Genomic DNA, 24,826 nt, shown 5'->3' on the forward strand with positions numbered 1-24,826 from the left:
TGAAATGGAAATGGTTTGTGTGCTCGCTCGCAAACCGCGCTGATTAACCTCAATTGACAATGGCAAATAAAGACAACTATTGCATAATAATGGCCGGAGGAGTGGGAAGCCGCTTTTGGCCGATGAGCCGATCGACTTTCCCAAAGCAATTTCACGACATCCTCGGAACAGGGCAGACACTGATCCAGATGACTTTTGAGCGCTTGTCGAAGATTTGTCCTGAAGAAAATATTCTGATTGTCACCAATGTCAATTACAAAAACCTGGTTTTAGAGCAACTCCCCCAAGTTGCTGAAGAGCAAGTGCTCACCGAGCCCTACATGCGAAACACAGCACCGTGCATTGCATACGCCAACTTTAGAATTCAGGCGCAAAACCCTAATGCTTCAGTCATTGTAGCCCCTTCCGATCACCTGATTACGCGAGAAGATGAGTTTGTGAAAACCATAGAGATTGCTCTGGAGCAAACCCGCAAGAGCGGCAACCTGATGACTCTTGGGATTAAGCCATCGCGCCCCGACACGGGCTATGGCTACATTCAGTTCGAAGATTTTGATGAAGCTGTGGACGATCGGGTAAAAGAGGTGGTTACGTTTACAGAAAAACCAGATATCACCTTGGCTAAGAACTTCCTGGCATCTGGAGATTTCTACTGGAACTCTGGCATTTTTGTGTGGACGCTCGAAGCCATTCAACGCTCTTTCAGTCAGCACCTGCCAGACATCTACGAAGCCTTTCAGGCTGGAATGGGCAAGTACAACACTCCAGAAGAAGAGGCTTTCATAAAAAACACCTATTCCACCTGCGAGAACATCAGCATTGACTATGGTGTGATGGAAAAAGCGAAGAATGTGAATGTAGTGCTTTCAGACTTTGGCTGGAGCGATTTGGGAACCTGGGGCTCACTCTATACGCACGTGCCGCAGGACGATCATAAGAATGCAGTTATCGGTAAAAATGTAATGCTCTACAACTGCGCCAACAACATGGTGAATGTTCCAAAAGACAAGCTGGTTGTGCTGCAGGGATTAAACGGCTACATCGTGGTAGAGTCGAACGACACGTTGCTTGTCTGCAAAAAAGAAGACGAGCAAAAAATCAAAACCATGGTGCAGGACATCAAGGTGGAAAAAGGCGATAAGTACGTTTAGCCGTTTTTCTTAAAGATCCTGCAAGTGTTTGTCGATCAGTTTTTTATTGACTTTGTGAGATGGATTAGCTATCTTCATAGCGTTCACCCATCAAAATCTTCAGGTCATGCACTACGACAAAAACGAGTTTATTCTGCTTTACAACAACAATAACGACAAGGATCGCAAAACACTCGCATACGCCCTCACTATAACCAAAAAAATCAATCGCCAGGAGGTAAATTCTGTGCGAGTTTCCGACACTCTTTTTGGAATGCTGCTCGACAAGTTGAAGCTTGACGGAAAGTCACTGGTCAACAAGGCAGATCCTTATTATCAGGAAAATATTCGCGGACGGGAACTCACCAACGATGAGTGGTACTCGGTGCTTAAAAGTCGCCCCTCACTGCTCAGGTCCCCTGTGGCCATGTATCGCAACAAGTGTGTGATCTGCGAAACTCCTACCGATGTTTATCGGGTGACTTAACTTTTGTTTTGATAAACCGGCTCTTTGCTTTTCAGTAATTGCCGGTTTTTTGTGTTTCTGATTTTCAGCGATTTAATATCTTACCATCGAATCTAAACTATTCTACTATGTTTTTACTGAGAACCTTTTCCCTTTTTGCAGCAATCCTCTTCACTGCCACCGCTGGTTATTGTCAATACGAAATCGACCCTGCATTCCTTTTTGAAGCTACTGACATAGACGGCAACACACACAATGTTCAAGAGTATTTGGACAACGGCACACCTGTTATTCTCTTTCACTTTTATCAATATGAAAATCAAAATGGAGAAATAAGCCAGAACTCCTGGGAGCTTCACGAAGAAGCCAACCTTCCCGCACTTTACAGCTCTAATGGAATGGGAGGAACAGGCGATGTGGTAATTCTCTATGTAGCTACATACGGCTTTCCCGATGAGCAATCGCTTTCAGGCCTCGACTACTCTGAGGACTATGGCCCAGGATATGAAGACCTGAGCTACACTGAGAACAATCCCATTCCAATAATTCTCGCATCAGATAATGATGAGATAAACGAATATTTCATTGAGTGGGGACCTTTTTTAATTCTGTGCCCTGAGAATGAAATGTGGGGAGCAGGTCCAGAAACAGACTTCATGCAGAGTATATATTCAAATTGCTGTACAGATCTTGAAACATTCGACCCAGCATTGCCCGAAGGATCCTACAATTCTTCCCCAAACTGTGACCCGACAGAGTTTGAGTACACCATTGCGAACGAAAGCACCACACCTATCAACAGCCTGGATATTGATGTGTATGTCAATGGGAATTTTTCGGAACAAATTACAATAACCGAAACCCTTGAAGGCTGTACATCCCAGAACTTCATCTACGAATCGGATAACTTGCAGGGAGGTGAAGAGATTACGTTGGCTATTGCTAATGACAATGATCAACTTTATAACGACACAATCTCTCTCTCTACTCAGGAGGTGGATACCATAGGCACTCACATCATGGGAGAGTTGGTTGACGTGCAAGGGCAACAGTATTACATGTCACTTCACTTGTTTCCTTCTTATGAAAGTGCGTGGATTGGACAGCAGAATGACTGGCAAAATCATCTTTTTGTTCAGGAGCCAGGATGTTATCGTCTTGAAATGGAAAACTTCTGGGAAGACGAGCAGGTGACGGTAGAAAATGGAACCTACCTGGTCGGTTCTTTGGATGAAAACCAGGTGATGACCGATACAATTTTTTCAGGCGAAATAATCGACCCGTATTACTTAGCACTAGAAAAAACCGTATTTATCGAAGGAGATCCAGCAGAGCCTTTCATTTGGGGATACGTCTTTGAGGACACAACTTACCAGCAGTTTTTCGACCCGGATTTCAACCGCATTGCTGGAGTGCAAGTGGATTATGGCAACATGACCACTTTCACCGACAATGACGGCTACTACGAGTTTGAAGATTATGTTCTGTTTCAGGATGTGACTATAACCTACAATGAAAGCGACTGGCCCGTTTACACAAACCCAAATGCTGGTGAGTGGGAGCAAAATACTTTCTTCTACAATTTTGGACTCAACTCGGATGATCCGGTTTGGGATCTTCAGCCGTTTTGGAATTCGGGAATTCCGTTTCTGTGCGAAACCGACTTTCAACAAGCTATACCGATAGAGAATGTAGGAAATCAACCCACTACAGGAGAATTGATTTTTACTCACGACCCGGCTCTTACAGTAGAAAACACTTCTCCTCCTTTTACTTCGCAAAACGGAAACACACTCACTTTCGATATTTCGGAAATTCAACTCGGTGGTTGGACCACCGTTTGGATCGAGTATGAAGATGCCACTGCAGACTTGCTCGGCACAGAGGTTTCCACGGACTGGGAACTGAATACTTTTGACGACCAGGGAAATGTTGTGAACACAGTAACCCAGTCGCAGACCGATTCACTTTTTTGTTCTTACGACCCCAACGACATCTACGGGTTTCCGCTCGGAGCCGGACAAGAAGGGTTGATTGCAGACTCCACTCAAGAGCTGAAATACCGCATTCGCTTTCAGAATACCGGAAACTATCCGGCAACAACTGTCGTGGTGAAAAACACGATTCCCGAGGAGTTGAATTTGTCGAGCTTCAACCCCGGCAGCTCCTCTCACGAGTACTCGGTGACAATCAACCAGGAAACTCGCGAAGCGACCTGGACGTTCGACAACATCATGCTTCCCGACAGTGCCTCGAACCCAGAGGGCAGCATCGGAACACTTTGGTACGAAATCAATCTGGTAGAAGATCTACCGTGGTGGACCACCATTGAAAACTCGGCAGAGATTTACTTCGATCAAAACGATGCGATTTACACAAATACCTCTATTCACACCATCGAAGGTGAGGTGTCAGTTCACGAAAATGGACCGCTGGCCAACTTTGAAATCTTCCCAAATCCGGCAAATGATGAACTTTTCTTAAGCGGAAATATCCCTGTGGGAGAAGTCCTTGAGATTAGAGACATGCAAGGAAGGCTGGTGAAAGAATTCCTATGGAAAAACGAAAATGAATCACTTTCTGTTTCAGATCTTCCAGCAGGTGCTTACATCGTGAATCTTCGAGGATTCTCCGGGCAGAAGAAATTGCTTATTGCCAGGTAGTAGACTACTCCTCCAGAGTTACGCTCACGTGGTGCACGTGGCCGTTGATCGGTGGGTTGATCTTGCGAACGGTGACAATTACTTTTTCGGCTGTGTCGAGCGTTGACTTGAGCTTGCGGACTATGCGAAGTCCAACATGCTCGATGAGTTTCGCGCGGATTTTCATCTCCTCTTTCACGACTCTGTTCACCACCACGTAGTCGATGGTTTTGGTGAGGTCATCGTTTTCCGCAGCTTCCTGAAAATCGGTGTGAAGCTCTACATCCACTTCGTAGTCGCAACCGATAGTGCCTTCTTCATCGAGGCAGCCGTGGTAGGCGTAAACCTTTATTTGATTAACTCTGATAATTCCCATTCTCTCTATCTCTATGCTTTGGCGAGATCACTCACGCCTTTGTCCATTCTCTCCATTGTTTCTTCGCGGCCGATCAGTTCGATGATTTCGAAAAGCGATGGACCACCACCTTCTCCGGTAAGCACCAGGCGCAGTGCTGGTCCGGCCTGGCCAAACCCAACGCCTTTTTCCTCGAGATATGATTTGAAAGTGTTTTCCAGCTCTTCGGCTTTCCAGTCGCTGAGTTTTGCAAATCGCTCTTTGAGGTCACTCACGATTTCCGGTGATTGCTCTTTCCACTTTTTCTTCACCGTTTTGGCGTCATACTCAGTTGGTTTTTCGAAAAGGTACGATCCGTCTTTCAGCATTTGCGGGATAAAAGTCACTCGCTCTTTCATCAGTTTACTCACTCTTTCCAGGTAGTTGAGGTCGCTGTTGAACCCGAGTTTTTCGGCTTCCGGCTTCAGGGCTTCAGCAATTTTGCTGTCTTTCATTTGGCGCAGGTAGTTTTCGTTGAACCAGTGCGCTTTTTCAGGATCGAATTTAGCTCCGGCTTTTTGCACTCGCTCAAGAGAAAAAGCTTCTACCATTTCCTTCATGGTGAAGATCTCCTGCTCCGTTCCCGGGTTCCAGCCCAGCATGGCGAGCATGTTTACAAAAGCTTCCGGCAAGTAGCCTTCTTCTTTGTAGCCCATCGAAATATTCCCGCTTTCAGGGTCTTTCCACTCGAGTGGAAAAACCGGGAAGCCGCCTTTGTCGCCATCGCGCTTGCTGAGTTTACCGTTGCCGTTGGGTTTGAGAATCAACGGCAGGTGGGCAAATTTAGGCATGGTGTCTTCCCAGCCAAAGGCTCGGTAAAGCATTTTGTGAAGCGGTGCTGAAGGCAGCCATTCCTCTCCGCGGATCACGTGAGAGATTTCCATCAGATGATCGTCTACGATGTTGGCCAGGTGGTAGGTCGGCATCCCATCCGATTTAAAGAGAATCTGATCGCTGAGGTTGCTGCTGTTCACGCGAACCTCTCCGCGAATTTCATCGTGGAATATTATTTCTTCATCTGCAGGCATGTCCAGACGGATCACGTACTCGGCACCTTCATCGAGCAGCTTTTGAGTTTCTTCTTTCGAAAGGGTGAAAGAATTACGCATCTCACCGCGCGTTTCGAAGTTGTACTGGCGGTTCGAGGCTTTTGCTTCTTCCAGTTTTTTGCGCATAGCGTCCAACTCTTCAGAAGTGTCGAAAGCGATGTAAGCTTTTCCTTCATCGAGCAGTTGATCAACGTATTTTTTATAGAGGTCTTTTCGCTCCGACTGGCGATAAGGGCCAAAGTCACCACCTTTTGCAGGGCTTTCATCCGGTTCAAAACCACACCACTGCAGCGATCGCATGATGTAATCTTCGGCACTTGCCACGTAGCGTGTTTGATCCGTGTCTTCGATACGAAGCACGAAAGTTCCGTTCAGCTTTTTAGCAAAAAGGTAGTTGTAAAGTGCAGTGCGGACTCCACCGATGTGGAGTGGTCCTGTGGGGCTTGGGGCGAAACGTACGCGAACAGATGGATTGGCCATATCTTATTTGATTTTGGACTTTTTGAATTCTCTAGTGGCTGACTCTAATTTGGCTGCAAAGATAGTTTAAGCCCGGAGGTTAGCCAATCTTTGAAGAGGTTAATAGATCACACGGCCATTGCCGCGTACGGCCGCCATTGCTGAGTAGATTAGGATGACGCCAGCCAAGATTAGCGGAAAATAGAAGAGACCAAAGTCAGAGTCGTTTTGGTCGAGGGAAATTGCAACAAAGGCCCACACAATGGTAAGGCTGTAAAAGAAAGCTCTAAATTTTTGTAGGACGACAAACGCGAGAATTGTGGCAATAGAAATTAAAGTATAAAACCAAAATTGCTCGCTGAAAGCCATGAGCAAGTCAGAGTTTAAGGAGTTAAAACACGAAGAGAAATTGACCACTGTTGCAACGGTGATCCAGCCGAAGTAAACCTGAAATAGCCAGGCGACCCAGCGGGGGACGGCTTTCTCCTCCTTGTTGATCAAAATATTGATATAGATCAGTGAAACCAATACTCCGAGCATGGCAATCAAACTCGACCAAATGAGTTCGAAATGAAAAAATGCGAGCCAGACTCCATTGAAGAACAGGTTAACCCACAGGGCCGGAGAAAATTTGTCGATTGCAGAGTAGCGCCTGCCAGCCGGTGTGAGTTGAAAAATTGCAAAAGCGATCAATCCCAGGTAGATCAGTCCCCAGATAGAGAATGCATAGGGAGCGGGATTTATGAGAGTAGCATATTTCTCTGAGAGCTCAGCGAGCGTGACATCATTTAGCGGTAGGGAGGTAGTGAAGTAATTCCAGCCAATGATCACTAAAATCAGCAATAGATTTAAGAGTCGGTTCAAAGTAGATTAGGTTTTTTTGGAAACACTAATGTAGAAAATTGAATCTTGCTCCCTGTATTAAATTACAATCACGACATTTATTCAACAAAACAAGGGAAAAACCACCAGCGGCTTTTAGGGGGTTTCTCCTGTCTAAATCCCTTTCGTTGCTCACACCTACTTTTTCGCCACAAACTTTTCAACTTTATTTTCGATGGGCTCCAAACTGTGCAGATAAGTGAAGATCGCGGATAACTCGTCTTCACCCAGGCGTGAATAGTAAGTCCAGGGCATAATGGAGTTGAACTCCCCATTCTCTACTGAAGATGGTTCGAAAACTGAATCGCTGTATTCCTTAAATCGATTTATGAACGATTGCTCTGACCACCGGCCAATGCCTGTCACCTGATGGGGAGTGATGTTGGCTGCTGTAGAAACTCCACCTTCGGGAAGTCCAAAACTCATTCCGCCAGCCATGAATTTGTCCATCTGATATTCGCCTTTCACTTGAGGCGTGTGGCAATCGGAACAAGCAGCTGCATTCACCAGATACTCTCCATACTCCAACTTATTTGTTTTATCCGGGATTTTCATTTTTGACTCTTGCTTGCTCGGCATGGTGTTCACCAAAAAGTTCAGAGGGAAATCGAGTTCTCTTTCCGGGTAGGATCCCGGCTTTTCGGGCAATGTTCGCAAGTAGGCGATCACCGAGTAAATTTCTTCATCTGGCACTTGTCCATAATGTGGATAGGGCATGATCGGGAAAAGTGCCTCTCCATTTTTATCTACCCCTGCGGTGATTGCGCGATATATTTCTCCATCGGTCCAGTTTGCGAGATTTGTGGGAGTGATGTTGGGAGCATACATTTTTCCCGGGAAAGCCATCTTTTCGTCCCAGAGTTCACCTCCTGCGCCTTCTGTCCCATGTTTAACCGGTCCAGTGAGTTTTGAAAAGTCTCGTTGAGCATGACAATCCATGCAGCCCATAAGATTATTCGCCAGGTATTCTCCACGAGCAATTCGTTCGGGAGTAGCTTCAATGTTGAGCTCAGGAGCCTCCCCAACATCGGGCAGGGCAGTCGAAACATAGGTTGCTGCTCCAGCAACCACAACGATAAGGATCAGCAGAATGATCCCAAAGATTTTTAGGATTCGCATAGCTAGTAAGTATTTGATTTTGGTTACCACCAAATTAGTCAAATACTATATTGGCCTGACAGACAGTGATGTATTAATCATCCACCCTCTGATGCACCGCTTGCACCATTCTGATTTTTCCGAAGCTATATTTTCCCTTGAGTTTTGAGTGAACGTCTTTGAGTGACTGGTGAAAATTGTTTCCAAAACCCGTTTCGATTTTCTCGATTTCGTCACTCTTGAGGATTTCTTTAATGCTGATTTCTCCCAAACTGATCCCGCGGGCGATGTGGCTTTCGATGGTGGTTTTCGCCAATTGTCGCTCATCGGCAATTTCGGCAATGGATTTCCCGGAGCGGAAAAGTGAAAAAGTCTTGTCGTAGGTTTCTCCTTTTGCAAGTCCTTTCCGCTTGCGGCCGGTTTTCGTGGAAAGGTTTTTTGGGTTGTCTTTCACATGTTGAGCGGCTTTAGCCACGAGCTCTTTTCGAATTTTATCGCGCTCGGCTTTTAGACTTTCCTGCGGCTCAATCTTTTTGTTTTTGACGATACATTCGCTCAAGTACTCGGCCTTGAGCACCTCTTCGATGCTTTTGGCGATCAGCTGGTCCAGCTCCTTGAGCAAATTCGTGTAAGTCTTGGTTTTCGAAAGTTGCGACACCTCTTCGATGTGCACCAGAAGCTGTAGGTTGACAGCGCTGAGAAACTTCAGGTAGTAGGCGCTTCCCTTTTTCACTCGAGTGAGCAGCAACTTGTGATTTCCCTCGCGAATCAGGATGGTGATTTGGTTGCGAAAGCGCTGCGTGTTGATGTGCTCGTCAAGAAATTTTTGCTTAATGTCATCCAGAGCTGTGCGCATTTCTTCATCTTCGAAATCGAGCTTGTCGCCTGCCTTCTTTTTGATGTAGTCGATCTGCTTCGGCACGGCCGTAAAGTCGAACGTGTCGGTGAGCATCTGGTGGAGAAAACGACTTTGATGGGCTTTCAGAAGCTCGGGAAGTTCCTCGTCTCTTTTGTAGCGACTAGAAAAGCCAACCACTTCCTGATCGGAACTGATCACGCTGTCCGAAATTTTGGTGCGCAAGGTTAGCCCTTCGAGCGAACGCAGTCGCGAAAGCGCCACGTAAACCTGCCCCGGAGCAAAGGCTTTTCCCACATCGATCACGGCTTTTTCAAAGGTCAACCCCTGGCTTTTGTGAACGGTTATCGCCCAGGCGAGTTTTAGCGGAAACTGAGTGAAAGTCCCGATCGTTTCTTCCTCGAGCTCTTTGGTTTTCGGATCGATGGTGTAGCGGATGTTTTTCCAGGTGTGTCGCTCGAGTTGAAACTTGTCGTGACCATCCATTTTCACCCAAATGTCGGTATCGTCAAGTTCGATGACTTCGGCCAGCTTTCCGTTGAAGTAGTTGTTTTCTTCCGTGTCGTTTTTGATGAACATCACTTTGGCTCCCACTTTCAACTCCAGACTTTCGGGAATGGGAAAAATGTGTTCCGGGAAATCGCCATCCACCGAGGCTTCGTAGTAGTGGCTCGGCTGTTTGATGGCATCGAGCGCATCGCGATTCATGCTGTCGGCAAGTCGGTTGTGGGTGGTGACGGTGATGGCGTCATCTGCGGGTTTGTCGGGCGAGTAGTGCTCGTTGAGCGCAGCAATGTCTTCTGCTGTGCAGCGATCGTTTCGCAGGTTGTTGAGGATGTCGATAAACTTCTGGTCCTGCTGACGAAAAATCTTGTCGAGCTCGATGTAGGTGAAACCATCGGTTCGCAGAGCTTGCGACTGAAAAAAGTGAATGCTCGGATAAAAGTGCTGCAGGTGATGCCACTCGTGGTCTTTAACGATTGGCGGAAGCTGAAAAAGATCTCCGATCATCAGCAGTTGGACACCACCAAAACTTCGTTGGAAATCGCCTTTGGCCGCCTTCAGTCGGTAGTCGATGGCATCGAGAATGTCGGCCCGCAGCATGCTCACCTCATCGATCACCAACAGGTCGATGTTGCGGAGCACCTGTTTGCGCTTGCTGTTTAGCGAATGCCTGCGAGCGAGTTCGTGGCTGGTGTAGAAATTACCATCGGGAGCATTGTCAAAATCTTTTCGAACCGGCAAAAAGGTGCCGAAGGGCAGCAGAAACTGCGAGTGGATGGTGACGCCCTTTGCATTGAGCGCGGCAATTCCCGTGGGTGCTACCACGAGATAATTTTTGTGAGTGGCTTTGGCGAGGTTATGCAAAAACGTGGTCTTTCCAGTTCCGGCTTTACCGGTAAGAAAGATGTGACTCGAAGTGGAGTTGATGAACTGTGCGGCTAATTCGATTTTCGTTGGCATGCTAAGAATATTTGCAAAAACTCGAATTTACAGAGTTCGGATGAGTAATTCAAATGTTGGAGAATCAAAAGATTACGCCTGAGGTTAGAACTTTTTACAGCAGCTTCTTTTCTCAACAAAGCAGCGATTCGCAGTCCATCCCTGACGAGCACAAATTTAGGATTATCAGCGATGACGACATAATTTCGTTCCGCTGCCTTCCTCTAAAACATGAAGAACATGAAGTGATGAAGGTTCATTAAGGTCTACTTAAGTACTTCAATGAAAGCTCTTAATGTCTTCATTTTAAAACACTGGAGTTGGTAGCTTTGCACCTTTTTGTGCCTCTACCTTCAGGAAAAGAAAAACTCCACTCCCTTCGCACTTAGATAAGCTGCAACAATCGGCAGAACCAGATCTCCCAAAATCAGCGGAAGGGCAACTTTGCGATACGGATAATTGCTGAGCGCGAGCAGACCAGTGAGAATGTTGTTGGGGAAAGGAGTGAAGCCAACGTAACCAAAGATAAAAAGCTGGATCACCAGGTCGGATTTTTTCTTGAGCCATTTGAGTGTGTTGCTCAACCAGTTTTTGAGCTTGCTGGAAGCCACGCCACGCGCTGAAACACCAAAGTAGTAGAAGAACGTGTCGCCAATAGCCAGGCCGATTCCGGCAACCAGTCCGATGAACAGCGGATCTAGCTTTCCGGCAGCCATGGTCACAATCACCGGGTAGGCAGAGAAAGTGGTGAAAGACGAAAACGCGCCAATCACCGCCACCAGAAAAACCACCAGATAGCTGTTGCTGACACCGATCATTTCTACGATTTCCCTCGGTGAAAAGTAAAACAGCAGCACCGTCCACCCCACTACAAAAGCCAGGATGCCCCAAAAGGGAAGCGAACGTTTTAGCGATTTATCGACCATGTTTTTCAAAAAGGTGAGCTGATAAAGTAGGGCAAAAAATTGAGGGAAGTTGTAGCTTTGGTTCAACTTTCAACCAAAAGAGATCTTTCGATGGTAAAATACTTGCTCCTAACTCTCAGCGTCCTGATTTTCTCACTTCAGGGATTTTCTCAAACCGAACAATGGACAATTTACACTCCGGACAATTCGGGATTGCCAAGTGATCAAATTCGTAATCTGACATTCGACAACAACGGAGATCTGGTGGTTGCCACAAACCTCGGTATAAGAAAATTTGACGGTACCAACTGGACTGCTTATGACGGCAATGGTACAGGTTTGCCGAGTAACAATATCAGAGAGATTGCAGTTGATCCCGATGGCAATATTTGGGTGGCAACTGCCAGTGGACTGGGCGTTTATAACGGCACTACCTGGACGACCTACAATGAGTTTAACTCACCACTTCCAGATAATTCTATAAGATCGATGGCACTAGACTCCAATGGGAACGCGTGGATAGGAGCTTCCAATTTCAATGGAACTTCTGGCGGACTTGCGCATTTTGATGGAACGAACTGGACAATTTACGACACCGACAACTCTGACCTTCCTAACAATTATGTAAGATCGATTGCCATCGATGAAAATGATGATCTTTGGTTGGGATCCAATTCTGGCCTCGCCTTTTTTGACGGCACCGACTTTACAATTTACAACACATCAAACTCAGACCTACCATCTAATCAAGTCCGAGCACTGGCAGTAGACAGCGATGGATTGTGGATGAGAAGCGAAGGGCTCACCTTTTTTGATGGTACCAACTGGACGAATTACAACGAGAATAACTCACTACTTCCAGAGAACGAGATCATGGAAATCGCTATCGACTCCTTTGGAGGACTTTGGATGGGCTTGTTCTCTGAGGGACTGGTATATTTTGATGGCACCAACTGGACGCACTACACAGACACCAATTCCGAATTGCCTTATAACCTGGTGCGGGCAGTCAATGTGAGTGAAAATGATGTCAAATGGGTTGGAGGAACGATCAACGGATTGGCAAAACTCGAGACCTGCACTTTTCAGGTTGATCAAATCGATGTGACGAACCCAACTTGTTTGGGCGATGAAGACGGATCGATAACGGTCAGCGCTACAGGCGGAACAGAGCCTTACACTTTCAACTGGGTGGATGGCCCACAGGATTCTGACACCTACAATAATGTCGGGGCTGGCGAATACACCGTAAATATTTCGGAAGTCGGTGGCTGCGAGCTTCAAGTCAATGTCACCGTAGAAGAAGGAGCCGATGTGGAGGTTACTCTGGATGCGACATCTCCGCTGTGTTTTGGAGAATCCAACGGAACCATCACAGCCACAGCCACAGGCGGGGCAGAACCCTACACTTTCAACTGGACAGATGGTCCTGACAATGCCGCGACCTACTCTGATCTTGCTGCAGGCGACTACACAGTTATCGTCACAGACGGCAACGGATGTGAAGCAGAAGCTACTGCAACGCTAACTGCACCAACAGAACTCACCGCACAGATTGAATCTTCGACAGATGAAACTTGCGCAGGTCTAGAAAATGGAAGCATTACCGTTACTGCCAGCGGAGGAACAGGCGCCCATCTTTTTAGTCTGAATGGAGACACACCGCAAACTAGCGGGATTTTCAATGGCCTGGCAGCAGGAAACTACACCATCACTGTTACAGACGATAATAACTGTGAAACAGAAGTCACGGCAGAAATTGCCGCAGGAGCAGAAATAGAAGTGACACTCGAAGCAACTGATCCACTTTGTTTTGGAGACAGCAACGGATCCATTACGATCATTGTAACGGGCGGACAGGAACCCTACACATTCGACTTGACTGGCGCACCAGAGGGTTTTCCTCCCTACACTGATCTTTCTGCAGGAGTCTATACCATTGGCGTTTCTGATGCCATCGGATGCGCAGCACAAGCTACAGCAACACTCAACGAACCAGAAGAACTCACCGCACAAGTTGAATCTACAACGGACGTAGCATGTGCAAGCGAAAACGATGGCAGCATCACAGTGACAGCGATCGGAGGAACAGGCGATCACAGTTTTAGTCTGAACGGAGAAACACCACAAGCCAGCGGCACTTTCAGTGGGCTGGCTGCGGGGAATTACACGATCACCGTAACAGACGAAAATGGATGTGAAACAGAAGTAACTGCAGACATCGCTGGTGGAACTGAACTGGATATCACATTTGAATCGACTTCTCCGCTGTGTTCTGGAGAAAGCAACGGAACTATCACTGCTACGGCAACAGGCGGAGCAGAACCATACACCTTCAATTGGACTGACGGACCTGACGATTCTGCGACCTACTCAGATCTTGCTGCAGGCGACTACACCGTGAATATCACAGACAACAACGGATGTGAAGCAGAAGCAACGGTAACGCTTACTGAGCCGGAAGAACTTAGCGTACAAATTGAATCATCGACAGATGTTACTTGCGCTGGCTTTGACGATGGTGGCATCACAGTTTCCGCCAACGGAGGTACAGGAGCTCAACTCTTCAGTCTGAACGGAGACACACCGCAAACCAGCGGAATTTTCAACGGTCTCGCAGCAGGAAACTACACCATCACGGTGACCGATGCGAACGGTTGTGAAGCGGAGGTTACAGCAGAAATTGCCGCTGGAGCTGTAGTTGAATTGACACTGGATGCGACTGATCCACTTTGTTTTGGAGAATCCAACGGAGCTATCACCGCCATAGCAACTGGCGGACAAGCGCCCTACACGTTCAACGATACAGATGTTTCTGACGATGCTGTAACCTACTCCGACCTTGGTGATGACACCTACACGATTACGGTCACAGACTCCAACGAATGCGAAGCAGAAGCCACAGCCACACTCACCGAACCTGAAGAACTTACGGCACAAATTGAATCTTCAAACGATGTAACCTGTGCTGGGGATAGTGATGGCAGCGTCACGGTGACAGCCAGCGGAGGAACGGGTGCTCACCTTTTTAGTCTGGACGGAGGCACACCACAAACCAACGGAACTTTTGAAGGCCTCTCAGCAGGAGATTACACCGTCACGGTAACGGACGAAAATGGGTGTGAAGCGGACGTTGAGGTGGTCATTGACGAGCCCGAAGCAGAAGAAGCGGATTTCGATTTCACTTCAGATCAGGGCGAGGTGACTTTTACTAACAATTCCTCTGAAGGCGATTACCTCTGGGATTTTGGAGATGGAAACACCAGCGATGACGAAAACCCGGTTCACTCATACGCAGAAAGCGGAACTTACCAGGTCTGTCTAACTCTCACGACAGACTGCGGAGAGTTTACCACCTGCCTGGACGTTGAGGTGATCATCATCAGCGTAGAAGAAGGTGAAGCGATTGCAGTACGTGTTTACCCAAACCCGGCAAGCGAAAAGCTGATTTTTGAAGTTTCGAAAGGCGAAGCACGCACCATAGAATTCCGCGACACGCAAGGCCGACTGCTAACCACCCAGCTTGTGGATTCGCAAAAAACCTCCATCAACATTAGCAGCCACAGCTCAGGAGTTTACTTCTACCGCATCCTCAGCCAGACGGGAGAGGTGGTGAAAAGAGGAAGAGTTGTGGTGGAGTAGGAGGTTTATTACGATCGTGAAAACCGGTTACGTCTACATCACCAGCAACCGCAATAGAACTACCCTTTACGTTGGAGTTACCAGCAACATCAAAAAACGCGTCTTCCAGCACAAGTTTGCTAAAGGCTCAAAATTTACCAGCAAGTACAACTGCTGTGACTTACTCTACCTCGAGACCATCCCCGGCATGATGAACGCCATCAACAGAGAAAAGCAACTGAAACGCTGGCACCGCGATTGGAAGTGGAATCTGATAAAAGAAGGAAACCCGGAATTGAGGGATTTGAGTGAAGGGTGGTTTGGGGATTCTGGATGACTATTGCGGGGTACTTGCACAGGTCCTGACACTGAAACAAGTTCAGTGTGACAGTTCAGGACGACCGTCTTCGATTGGACGATTTGGGTGGGAGGGTTTTCGTTTCTATTCTACAATCGTTCTTTAGATGGTGGAGCCCAACTCACTGTAACCGTCAATTGAAAGCGAGTCACCCTGAACTCGGTTCAGGGTCTCGCGAGTTCACCTCAATGGCCCATCGAAACCCCACTCTTCTCCTCCCCGCCTTTCCTGATCCACCACCGCGCGCTGGCCTTTGCTAACCCTTTCACCTTCATCTTCTCCACGCCCGGCCGTTAGTCGATTCTCAACTTTTTGTTGTAGAGCAGCCCTTCAACCACGTTTCAGGAAGGCGAACCTGTTAAAATTCAATTCATTCTGCCGGTGAGAGTCGGGGGTGGTGAATAAAATCATCGTACTTGGAGAACGACCTTTCAACTGAGCTAAGAGAAATTCAAAGAGCCCGCTCGTCAGAATGGCGAAGCAGTAAAGTTTCAGGAAGTTGTACCCGTAAGGTTTCCGTTGATTTTTGAGAGAGTTGGTGAGGGGTAGAAATGGTTAAGACACTAGAATTGAATACACCATGAGATTTCTATTCACTTTTATCCTCAGCATTCTTTTGGCAGCCTGCAACCCACCAGAAGACAAAGTTGAAAAAGCGACTACTCCAACTGACAGTGAAAAAGAATATCGCGATAGGGATTACTTCTCTGATGTCATGGTAGATTTCAAAGAGGAACACTTCCATGATATGTACTCTTTTCAAGACAGCGTTGAGATTAAGAGCTTGCAAGCCACAGTGTATCTTCTTTGGCAGGACACGTCTCATGGTACAGACTACCTGCTAATTCGAAATCATAAGACAAAACAGATTATTTCAGTACCAATTTCCAGGGCGTGGTTCAAGACTGTACCCGAAACGGATGATGTTCTACTAACCATGAAGCGGGATTCAATTTCATTTAAAGCCTCACAGTTGGACCTGGGAATAGAGCAGTTCCTCAACCAACCTGAAAGATCCAGAAAGAAAGCAATCAATCCTAACCAACTCGACTCAATACTCTCAATACATCCCCATTACTCCAAAGGGAGAATTCATGCCCAGCAAGAGTTGGAACAAACCCTGATTAGTTTATTCGAGAGGGATTCAATTCCAAGCGAAGGACTCCAACTGATTATTGACTCGCTTAGTTCAGGTTTAAAAAGAAACAAGACTCTAATTTGCAATCAGGGTGATGCCTATCTGGACGTTTTTCAACTTCCACCGGATCTCCCAGAACATGAACAGGAATTGAACCGAGTTGTCTATTGGGACTTGGAATTCTACAGGTTGGGAAGTCAAAATTGAAACTGGCCCTTTGTCAGAATCACTTAAGGCCCTGCGGTGTGTAGTTGATTCACGGGAGGGGTCACTAAGGGGCACCGACTTTAGGTGGTGCCTAAGTGAAGTGACGTGGTTGGACAAAAAGGTACAAACTTAAATTCCTAGCTTCGGCTCATGAAAAATTTGGACCCGGATTTATTTCAAGTCCTCACACTTGACATTCCCGAAGCAACTCCACGCGAAGTTGGATTTCTGGACGTTGCCGGTCATTCCACTCGAGAAACTACAATCTGCAATGTTTACAGCTACTTCTTGGATCCTGAGCTTTCTCCTCTGCTAAGTCCGCTGATGCTCGAGGCGCTCGAGGATCTGATCGAAGAAAAATACGCCCGAAAGAAAGTTAAGAAGGAACTGGATTTTTCTGAATTTGAAGTCATGCTGGAGCTAGGAACTGGCAATGGGCGAATCGATATTGTGATCGAATCAGAAGCTTCTCAAAGTGTTGTGATCATCGAGGCGAAAGTTTACCACGTGCTGGACAATGATTTGGAAGATTACTGGAATCGGTTTCCGTATGCCGACAATCGAAAGGTAGGAATTGTGCTCGCTATAAACCCATTTTCGGATCTCGACATTAAAAATGAAAATTTCATCAGTGTTACCCATTGGGAATGGCTGAATAACGTGTGCAGCAAAGGGCTTCCGGTAAACCTTCCTATGAAGGATTATCTGTACTTCAATGACTTCGTAAATAATATGAATCGCTTAACAAAATCTAGCGAAATGAATGAACAGGCAAAATTCTACTTTGACTACTCCTCGAAAGTTGACAAAGCTATCGAAACCAAAAGTGAAGCTTTAAAATACGTCATTGCACAGCTTCACGAAGTTGCCGGACATTTTGATCTGGAGCTCTTCGGAAACAGTGATTCCTGGAGACACATCAAATCCAATAACAACGATCAGGTGTACTACACTTTGTTGCCACTGGAAATACTTGAGAAAAAGCAAGTACTGGTAATTCTTGAAGTCGCAGGAGACAAAAGAAGCGTAAGAGAGAGTTATCAAGAAGAAATGAAGGACGAGGTCTCCAAAGGAGAATTGAACTTGAGCCATAGCAACCTTTCTCATGTTACGCATATTGTTTCCAAAACCTATACTTTAAAAAAAGAGAAGATGGATCAAATGGCTGCTACCCTGATTGAAGGAATAGAAAATGACCTTGAGCCTGTGAGGGAAAAGCTGAAAGGAATACTGGAAAAATCAAATAAAAATTAATTTTTAGATCATTAGCGTAAACAAATGAAGAAAGTAAGCCTACAAGCAAGTTTTCCGATTTTGCTATTTTGGCTCGACTAATTCTGCACTCTCAATGGCCTTCAACGAAGATTCTCGTGTGAAAATCCCTACTATCCTGCACCTGACCAGGTTGGGTTATAAGTATCTTTCTTTGAAGGATGCAAACTGGGATTCGCGAACGAATATTTTTCCTGAGATTTTTGAGGAGAGCTTGTTGCGAATTAATCCTAATGTAAGTGCTGCAGAAGTGGAGAGATACTACGAGGATCTAAATTTACTTCTCGACAATGAAGACTTGGGTCGTGCCTTTTACCAAAAGCTCGTAGCCAGAACTGGAATTAAGCTGATCGACTTCAACGATTTCGACAACAACAGCTTTCATGTAGTTACTGAGCTCCCGTACAAAAATGATGAAGATGTCTTCAGGCCTGATGTGACCATTCTTGTAAATGGAATGCCACTTGCCTTTATCGAAGTGAAAATTCCGAATAACAAAGATGGAATAATCGCTGAGCGGCAGCGCATGTTCCGCAGGTTTCAAAACAAGAAGTTTCGCAAGCTGCTCAATCTGACTCAGGTGATGGTTTTCTCCAATAACATGGAGTATGAGGACGGTGAGATAGAGCCTCTGCAAGGTGCGTTTTATGCAACTACGGCTTATGGCAAACCAGGCTTCAACTATTTCAGGGAAGATGATCCAGAATTTATAAATCAGGAACTGCCGGAGATCGAAGAACCTACCGAGAACAAAGTTCTACGCGACAATAACTTGATCGCGATCAAGACATCTCCCGAGTTTTTACAAAATAAGTCACCACAAAAGCCGACCAATCGAATCTGCACCTCACTGTTCAGAAGAGAGCGATTAGCTTTCATTCTTCGCTATGCCATTGCTTACGTAGAAGAAGAAAAAGGATTGCAAAAGCACATCATGCGCTATCCACAACTCTTTGCCACAAAAGCAATTGAAAAGAAGCTGGACGAGGGAATCAAGAAAGGAATTATCTGGCACACTCAGGGAAGTGGTAAAACGGCTTTGGCTTATTTCAACGTCCACTTTTTAACTGATTATTTCCAGAAGAAAGGCGTGGTTCCGAAGTTCTACTTCATTGTTGACCGCCTGGATTTGCTCATTCAGGCTTCTCAGGAATTTGAAGCCAGAGGATTGAAAGTTCATCGAATCGACTCTCGCGAAGAGTTTGCCAAGGAAATTAAATCAACCATGGCGGTTCACAATTATTCCGGGAATCGGGAAATTACTGTCGTGAACATTCAGAAATTCAAAGATGATCCTGATGTAATCCGCAACACCGATTACGATATAAATCTTCAGCGTGTGTATTTCCTTGATGAAGTTCACCGAAGCTATGCTCCGGAAGGAAGTTTCCTAGCGAATCTGGAAAACTCCGATAAGAATGCCATCAAGATCGGATTGACAGGTACACCACTAATCAGCGGAGATGTAAAGTCGAAAGCTTTATTCGGTGACTACATTCACAAGTATTACTACAACATGTCGATCAAAGATGGCTACACGCTGCGGTTGATTCGCGAAGAGATCCGAACAGACTTTGCGCATCGAATGAAGGAGAAACTGGATGAATTAGAAAAAATAAACATTCTCAAAGGAGAAGGAGATAAAAAGAAAGTTTACGCTCATCCTAGTTTTGTTGAGCCGATGCTTGATTATATCGTTGAAGATTTTGAGCAATCTCGCATTCAGTTTGGTGACGACAGTGTTGGAGCCATGGTAGTTTGTGACTCTTCTGAACAAGCACGAAAACTTTATGACTTCTTTCAGGAAATGTATGCGAATGTACCTTTGAGCCAGGTAGCTGAAGAAAGAGCAACTTACAGGTCAAGAAGGAATAAGGTAGATACAGCCGCTCTCATCTTACATGATGAAGGAAACAAACAAGAGAGAAAAGATCATGTAGACAGCTTCAAAGCTGGGAAGATCGACATCCTCTTTGTTTACAATATGCTTCTCACGGGCTTTGATGCTAAGAGGTTGAAGAAATTATATCTGGCAAGAGTGGTGAAATCTCACAACTTGCTTCAGACACTTACGCGAGTTAATCGAACTTACAAAGACTTTAAGTTTGGTTATGTGGTTGACTTTGCCGACATCCAAAAGGAATTCGATAAAACCAACAAAGCTTATTTTGATGAGTTGCAAGAAGAGCTTGGAGATGACCTGCAACATTACTCGGACCTCTTCCTGAAGCCTGAAGAAATTGAAGAGGAAATAGACCGGATTTCCCGAATACTTTTTCCTTACACCACAAGTAACAAGGAATCTTTTTCATCAGAGTTGAGTGAGATTAACGACCGGGAAACGGTGCTGGAAATCGTGAAAGCTCTAAATACTTCCAAAAGTCTTTACAACCTTATTCGCCTGACTGGCAATTTCGACCTGCTAGAAAAACTGGACTTTCGAAACTTAAATGTTCTGGCTCGATTGGCCAACCAGCGATTGGATCTGATTAACAAACGTGAAGCAATGGAGCATGGGCGTGAGAGCGAGCAGTTGCTGAACATAGCCTTGGAAGATGTACTTTTCGCTTTCACTAAAGTAAAGTCTGAGGAATTAGTTTTGGCCGATCAGTTAAAAGATATTCTGAGAAGAACTCGTGAAGCTTTGTCTGATAACCTTGATAAATCTTCACCTGAATTCATAAACTTGCGCCAGGAACTGGAGCGCCTGTTCAAGAAGAAAAACCTCAATGAGATTTCGAAGGAGGAAATGGAATCTAACATCAAAGAGTTGAGGAAAATTTACGACAAGGCTATTGAAGACGACCGAAAGAATCGTCTTTTGCGTGCCAAATATGACAATGACGCCAAGTACGCTCGCATCCACAAAAGATTGATGGAAAAAGGCGAGCCAACCGATGACGAATTAAAACTCTTCAAAGCTCTCAACGACCTGAAAACTGCCACCGATGATTATGTGCAGCAAAATGCTCAGGCTCTGACCAATGAGGCTTTTATTGAGCGAATGGTGATGAAAAAGATCATTGAGGAGTTCAAGAAGAAAAACAATATTAATCTTAATGCAGATCACACTCGCTTCATCAATAAACTGGTGGTGCGAGAATATCTGAACGAATTTAACGGAGCTGCTGCATGACAGTTGATTACAGAGAAAAGACGAAAGAGCTCATTGATGACCTCAAGAGCGTGTGTGCGAACTACGGCCTCGGCAATGACGGAAACGAGTACAAGATCATTGTGCAGATGTTTCAGTACAAGCTGATGAACGACAAGTTTGTAGGTGATGTCAAGAGAAATCGTCCCGAACTGGCAGATGCCGATAACTTGCACGAGACGCTCGAGAATATGTCCTCCAGCGATTATGAAATGTTGCTCATGGAATTGGGTGAAAACGTGGCGGTATTGAAGCCAAAGCACTTACTCAGCTATCTGGCCTCCAGACAAAACGAGGACGAATTTCACAAAACGCTGGACGATACTCTCCGTGATATCGCTGCTACAAACAGCGACATATTTTCAGTGAAAACCCAGGGTGGTTCGCGCATTCCACTTTTTGATCGTTTGAGTGAATACATCAATGACACTTCGCGAAGAGACAATTTTTGTAAAGCGATAATCGGGAAGCTCACACCTTTTAGCTTTGAACATATTTTTGAAGAGAAGTTCGACTTTTACGCAACTATCTTTGAATATCTGATTAAGGATTATAACAAAGATGGTGGTGGAAAGTATGCCGAGTATTACACTCCGCATGCTGTAGCGAAGATTATGGCGCGTTGTCTGGTGACCGACAAAAGCGGTAATAAAAAACTATACGACCCAGCAGCGGGAACTGGTCAGCTGCTTATGAATTTGGCCCACCAAATTGGAGAAGATCGTTGTAGCATCTTCTCGCAAGACATCAGTCAAAAGAGTAGCACGATGTTGCGACTCAACCTGATTTTGAACAACCTGGTGCACAGTATTCCGAATATCATTGAAGGAAACACGGTTTTAAAGCCTTACCACAGTAAAGACTGGCCGGAGCATTTCGATTACATCGTAAGTAATCCGCCTTTCAAGCTGGACTTTAGCGAGTATCGCGATAGCCTGGACAGCAAAACAAATCAGGAACGTTTTTTTGCAGGCATCCCGAAAGTGCCGGGCAAGGCCAAAGACAAAATGGCCATTTACCTGCTCTTCATCCAGCACATTATGCATAGCCTCAATGAAACGGGTAAGGCAGCCATAGTGGTACCCACCGGTTTCATTACTGCCCAGAGCGGAATAGACAAGAAAATCCGTCAAAAGCTGGTGGAAGAACGTATGCTTGCAGGCGTGGTGAGCATGCCCAGCAACATTTTTGCCACCACGGGCACCAATGTGAGCATCCTCTTTCTGGATAAAACCAACAAGGAAGACGTGGTGCTGGTGGATGCCAGCAACCTGGGCAAAAAGGTGAAGGACGGCAAAAACCAAAAGACCCTGCTCAGCAATGAAGAGGAGGACCGCATCATTGAGGTTTTCAACAGCAAGCGGGCCGAAGACGACTTTTCTGTGGTGGTACCCTACGAGGAACTAAAGGCCAAAAACTACAGCCTGAGCGCGGGGCAGTATTTTGAAGTGAAGATTGAGTATGTGGATATTTCGCCAAAAGAATTTGAAGAAAAAATGGACGGCTACAAGGAAAGGTTGGATAAGCTCTTTGCGGAGTCAAAGAACCTTGATTCTAACATTCAGAATAGCCTTCAAAAACTTACTTATGGCTAGAACTACTTGGAAGAAAGCTACTCTGAAGAGTTTGTGCCATAGAATCGGTGATGGGTTGCATGGCACACCTGAGTATTCAGACTCGGAAATCTACTTTATTAACGGTAACAACTTAGAGAACGGGGCGATCAAGATCACGGAAAACACTAAGACCGTTTCTGAGGAAGAACTTGAAAAACACCATATCCCGCTGAATGAAAACACCCTCTTGATCTCTATCAATGGAACGATAGGGGAGCTTGGCTTTTACAATGGCGAGAAGGTGATGTTGGGAAAAAGTGCTGCCTATCTGAACTTTAAGAGTCCGATCAACAGGTTTTACTTTTACTATTTCCAACTACCTGAAATCCAGAAGTATTTTTGGAACGTTGCTACGGGTTCCACAATAAAGAACTTGTCTCTTAAATCCCTTCAAGATCTTGAGGTTCCAGTTCCAGAAGAGTTTGAGTGGAAACAAATAAGCTCAACACTTTCCTCTCTCGACTCCAAAATCGAACTCAACAACCGCATCAATGCGGAGCTGGAAGCCCTGGCCAAGACGATTTATGATTATTGGTTTGTACAGTTTGATTTTCCGATCTCCGCTGCCCAGGCCGCTGAGATGGGTAATCCAGAACTTGAGGGCAAGCCCTACAAAAGTAGCGGTGGTGCGATGGTGTGGAATGAGCAGCTGAAGAGGGAGGTACCGAAGGGATGGGGAAATTACTCACTTTCTGAAATTGGCGATATAATCGGTGGCAGTACTCCCTCAAAAGCCAAAAAGGAATATTTCACTGCTGGAGGTAGCGGCATTCCATGGATCACGCCAAAAGACCTTGCGGGTAGAAAGGGTAAGAGGTTTATTAGCCACGGTGAGTTTGATGTAACCGAAGCTGGGAGAAAATCAGCTTCCTTAAAGATTATGCCAAAGGGAACGGTTCTTCTTTCGTCTCGTGCGCCTGTGGGTTACATGGCAATTGCCAAAGAACCTGTGACCACTAATCAAGGCTTTAAATCACTCGTGCCCAATGATGGATTTTCAACCGAGTATGTTTTTCTGACGGTCCAGCTGTATTTACCCGCAATTATTAAAAAAGCTTCGGGTTCCACCTTTGCCGAAATATCCTCTTCCACATTAAAGACAGTAGAAATTGCGTCACCTCCTCATGAACTGATTGAAAAATTCACAGCTACAGTGGCACCAATGTTTGCTCAACAAGATGTATTGGAGCAAGAAAATCAAGAGCTGGCCTCGCTGCGTGATTGGCTGTTGCCGATGCTAATGAACGGGCAGGTGAACGTTAATTCTGATGAAGATTCGGAAAAGAAGAATTATGAGAAATCGGATGTGGTGAATTTTGCTGCGGAGGAGAGGGAGAATTATAAAAAATAATTTTAATACATATACACATGCAACTATCAGTTAAACCAAACCACGAGCTTGAGACTGTCTTAATTTTTGGCAAGGAAGGAAAAGACTTCCGGCTAGATGACTTAGCAGAATTTCTAAGACATTTAAAAGGAGTTTACGGTTACTTATTAAACAAGCCCGAATTATTTCAAGATTTTCTTCTTTATGACACTGCAAAAGAAGACCAAAGATTATCACAGCTAAGTCAACAGCTACCTATTTTACTGGAGAAAGAAGGTTTAAGCAAGAATTCTATAACACGCTACTACAATAAAGACTTAGGTGATTCAGAACTTTTTATATCACAAATTAGGAAGCAGAGCCCATTGATGATCACCATCTCAGTAGCGAGTCTGGCTTTAGTTGGCGCTGTAATACTCTCAGGAGGGAAGTTAAACATATCCCTCTCGGGTATAAAAGTGGAATTGAATGCAATAGGAGACGGTTTGAAGAAGTTTCACGAATTCGTTCAGATCAGTAATCACAATAGAAAAGGTAGAGAAGAAGCAGCTTTAATTGTGAAGGATGAACATCAAAAATTGAGCGAGACGCCTGAGGACACTCTAAGGGAAAGCATTAAAAGGTTAAAAAAGGCTTTAGCAACAAGAGATTTATTGGATACAACAAGGAATGCTCTTGAAGAAGAAATTGTGAAGAAGGAAAAGGAGTTAGCAAGAAGGAGGTAACGGTCATTTGAACGAGAATCCTGCCCCTCTATTTCATCTGCTGTTGTCTATGTTGACAAACGGTCAGGTGAAGGTTGGGGA

General features: G+C 45.5%; 17 protein-coding genes. 11 read left to right on the forward strand and 6 right to left on the reverse strand.

All coding sequences use genetic code 11. The features are described from left to right. The first annotated feature begins 59 nt into the window (after positions 1-59). The 3 genes from ABHV44_RS01920 to ABHV44_RS01930 all read left to right on the forward strand — a co-directional run bounded on the left by ABHV44_RS01920 (position 60) and on the right by ABHV44_RS01930 (position 4,259). A complete protein-coding gene (locus ABHV44_RS01920; protein WP_459072950.1) occupies positions 60-1,151 on the forward strand; it encodes a mannose-1-phosphate guanylyltransferase in 1,092 nt (363 codons plus the stop codon). Between the two features lie 106 nt (positions 1,152-1,257). Then, complete coding sequence (locus ABHV44_RS01925; RefSeq protein WP_459072951.1) at positions 1,258-1,617, forward strand: arsenate reductase family protein; 360 nt, start codon at positions 1,258-1,260, stop codon at positions 1,615-1,617. A gap of 107 nt (positions 1,618-1,724) precedes the next feature. Continuing rightward, positions 1,725-4,259 carry a DUF7619 domain-containing protein gene (locus tag ABHV44_RS01930; protein WP_459072952.1) on the forward strand — a complete coding sequence of 845 codons (2,535 nt, stop codon included), beginning with the start codon at positions 1,725-1,727 and terminating at the stop codon, positions 4,257-4,259. Between the two features lie 4 nt (positions 4,260-4,263). Here ABHV44_RS01930 and folB read toward each other — a convergent pair whose 3' ends face one another. The 6 genes from folB to ABHV44_RS01960 all read right to left on the reverse strand — a co-directional run bounded on the left by folB (position 4,264) and on the right by ABHV44_RS01960 (position 11,345). Beyond that, positions 4,264-4,614: a dihydroneopterin aldolase gene (gene folB / locus ABHV44_RS01935; protein ID WP_459072953.1), complete on the reverse strand. Its 351-nt coding sequence runs from the start codon at positions 4,612-4,614 to the stop codon at positions 4,264-4,266. An 11-nt stretch (positions 4,615-4,625) separates the two neighbouring features. After that, on the reverse strand, positions 4,626-6,161 hold the full coding sequence (gene gltX / locus ABHV44_RS01940) for a glutamate--tRNA ligase (RefSeq protein ID WP_459072954.1): 1,536 nt from the start codon (positions 6,159-6,161) through the stop codon (positions 4,626-4,628). Positions 6,162-6,260: 99 nt separating this feature from the next. Continuing rightward, a complete protein-coding gene (locus ABHV44_RS01945) occupies positions 6,261-7,004 on the reverse strand; it encodes a tryptophan-rich sensory protein (protein ID WP_459072955.1) in 744 nt (247 codons plus the stop codon). A gap of 156 nt (positions 7,005-7,160) precedes the next feature. Beyond that, positions 7,161-8,141, reverse strand: coding sequence for a c-type cytochrome (locus ABHV44_RS01950; RefSeq protein ID WP_459072956.1), 981 nt, complete (start codon positions 8,139-8,141; stop codon positions 7,161-7,163). 73 nt (positions 8,142-8,214) lie between these two features. Continuing rightward, a complete protein-coding gene (locus tag ABHV44_RS01955) occupies positions 8,215-10,440 on the reverse strand; it encodes a helix-turn-helix domain-containing protein (protein ID WP_459072957.1) in 2,226 nt (741 codons plus the stop codon). 332 nt (positions 10,441-10,772) lie between these two features. Further along, positions 10,773-11,345, reverse strand: coding sequence for a hypothetical protein (locus ABHV44_RS01960; protein WP_459072958.1), 573 nt, complete (start codon positions 11,343-11,345; stop codon positions 10,773-10,775). Positions 11,346-11,435: 90 nt separating this feature from the next. Here ABHV44_RS01960 and ABHV44_RS01965 point away from each other — a divergent pair, with 90 nt between their 5' ends. From ABHV44_RS01965 to ABHV44_RS02000, 8 genes are all read left to right on the forward strand, one after another. Further along, entirely contained in the window at positions 11,436-14,966 is a 3,531-nt protein-coding gene (locus ABHV44_RS01965) for a two-component regulator propeller domain-containing protein (protein WP_459072959.1), read from the forward strand. Next, positions 14,953-15,282, forward strand: coding sequence for a GIY-YIG nuclease family protein (locus ABHV44_RS01970; RefSeq protein WP_459072960.1), 330 nt, complete (start codon positions 14,953-14,955; stop codon positions 15,280-15,282). Before ABHV44_RS01965 ends, ABHV44_RS01970 begins: the two co-directional genes overlap by 14 nt. A gap of 637 nt (positions 15,283-15,919) precedes the next feature. Next, the gene (locus ABHV44_RS01975) at positions 15,920-16,648 is read left to right on the forward strand and encodes a hypothetical protein (RefSeq protein WP_459072961.1); all 729 of its coding nucleotides are present in this window, start codon (positions 15,920-15,922) and stop codon (positions 16,646-16,648) included. A gap of 150 nt (positions 16,649-16,798) precedes the next feature. Beyond that, positions 16,799-17,902 (forward strand): PD-(D/E)XK nuclease family protein, encoded by a 1,104-nt coding sequence (locus ABHV44_RS01980; RefSeq protein ID WP_459072962.1) that lies wholly within the window; start codon positions 16,799-16,801, stop codon positions 17,900-17,902. A 94-nt stretch (positions 17,903-17,996) separates the two neighbouring features. Then, positions 17,997-21,056, forward strand: coding sequence for a type I restriction endonuclease subunit R (locus ABHV44_RS01985; protein WP_459072963.1), 3,060 nt, complete (start codon positions 17,997-17,999; stop codon positions 21,054-21,056). Continuing rightward, entirely contained in the window at positions 21,053-22,669 is a 1,617-nt protein-coding gene (locus ABHV44_RS01990) for an HsdM family class I SAM-dependent methyltransferase (protein WP_459072964.1), read from the forward strand. The genes ABHV44_RS01985 and ABHV44_RS01990 overlap by 4 nt, the downstream gene beginning before the upstream one ends. Continuing rightward, positions 22,623-24,041, forward strand: coding sequence for a restriction endonuclease subunit S (locus ABHV44_RS01995; RefSeq protein WP_459072965.1), 1,419 nt, complete (start codon positions 22,623-22,625; stop codon positions 24,039-24,041). The genes ABHV44_RS01990 and ABHV44_RS01995 overlap by 47 nt, the downstream gene beginning before the upstream one ends. A 17-nt stretch (positions 24,042-24,058) precedes the next feature. Beyond that, positions 24,059-24,745, forward strand: a complete 687-nt coding sequence (locus ABHV44_RS02000) for a hypothetical protein (RefSeq protein ID WP_459072966.1) — start codon at positions 24,059-24,061, stop codon at positions 24,743-24,745. The last annotated feature ends 81 nt before the right edge of the window (positions 24,746-24,826 follow it).

This window comes from Halocola ammonii, assembly GCF_049334165.1.
Taxonomy (GTDB): Bacteria; Bacteroidota; Bacteroidia; order Flavobacteriales_D; family Sanyastnellaceae; genus JBEGHD01.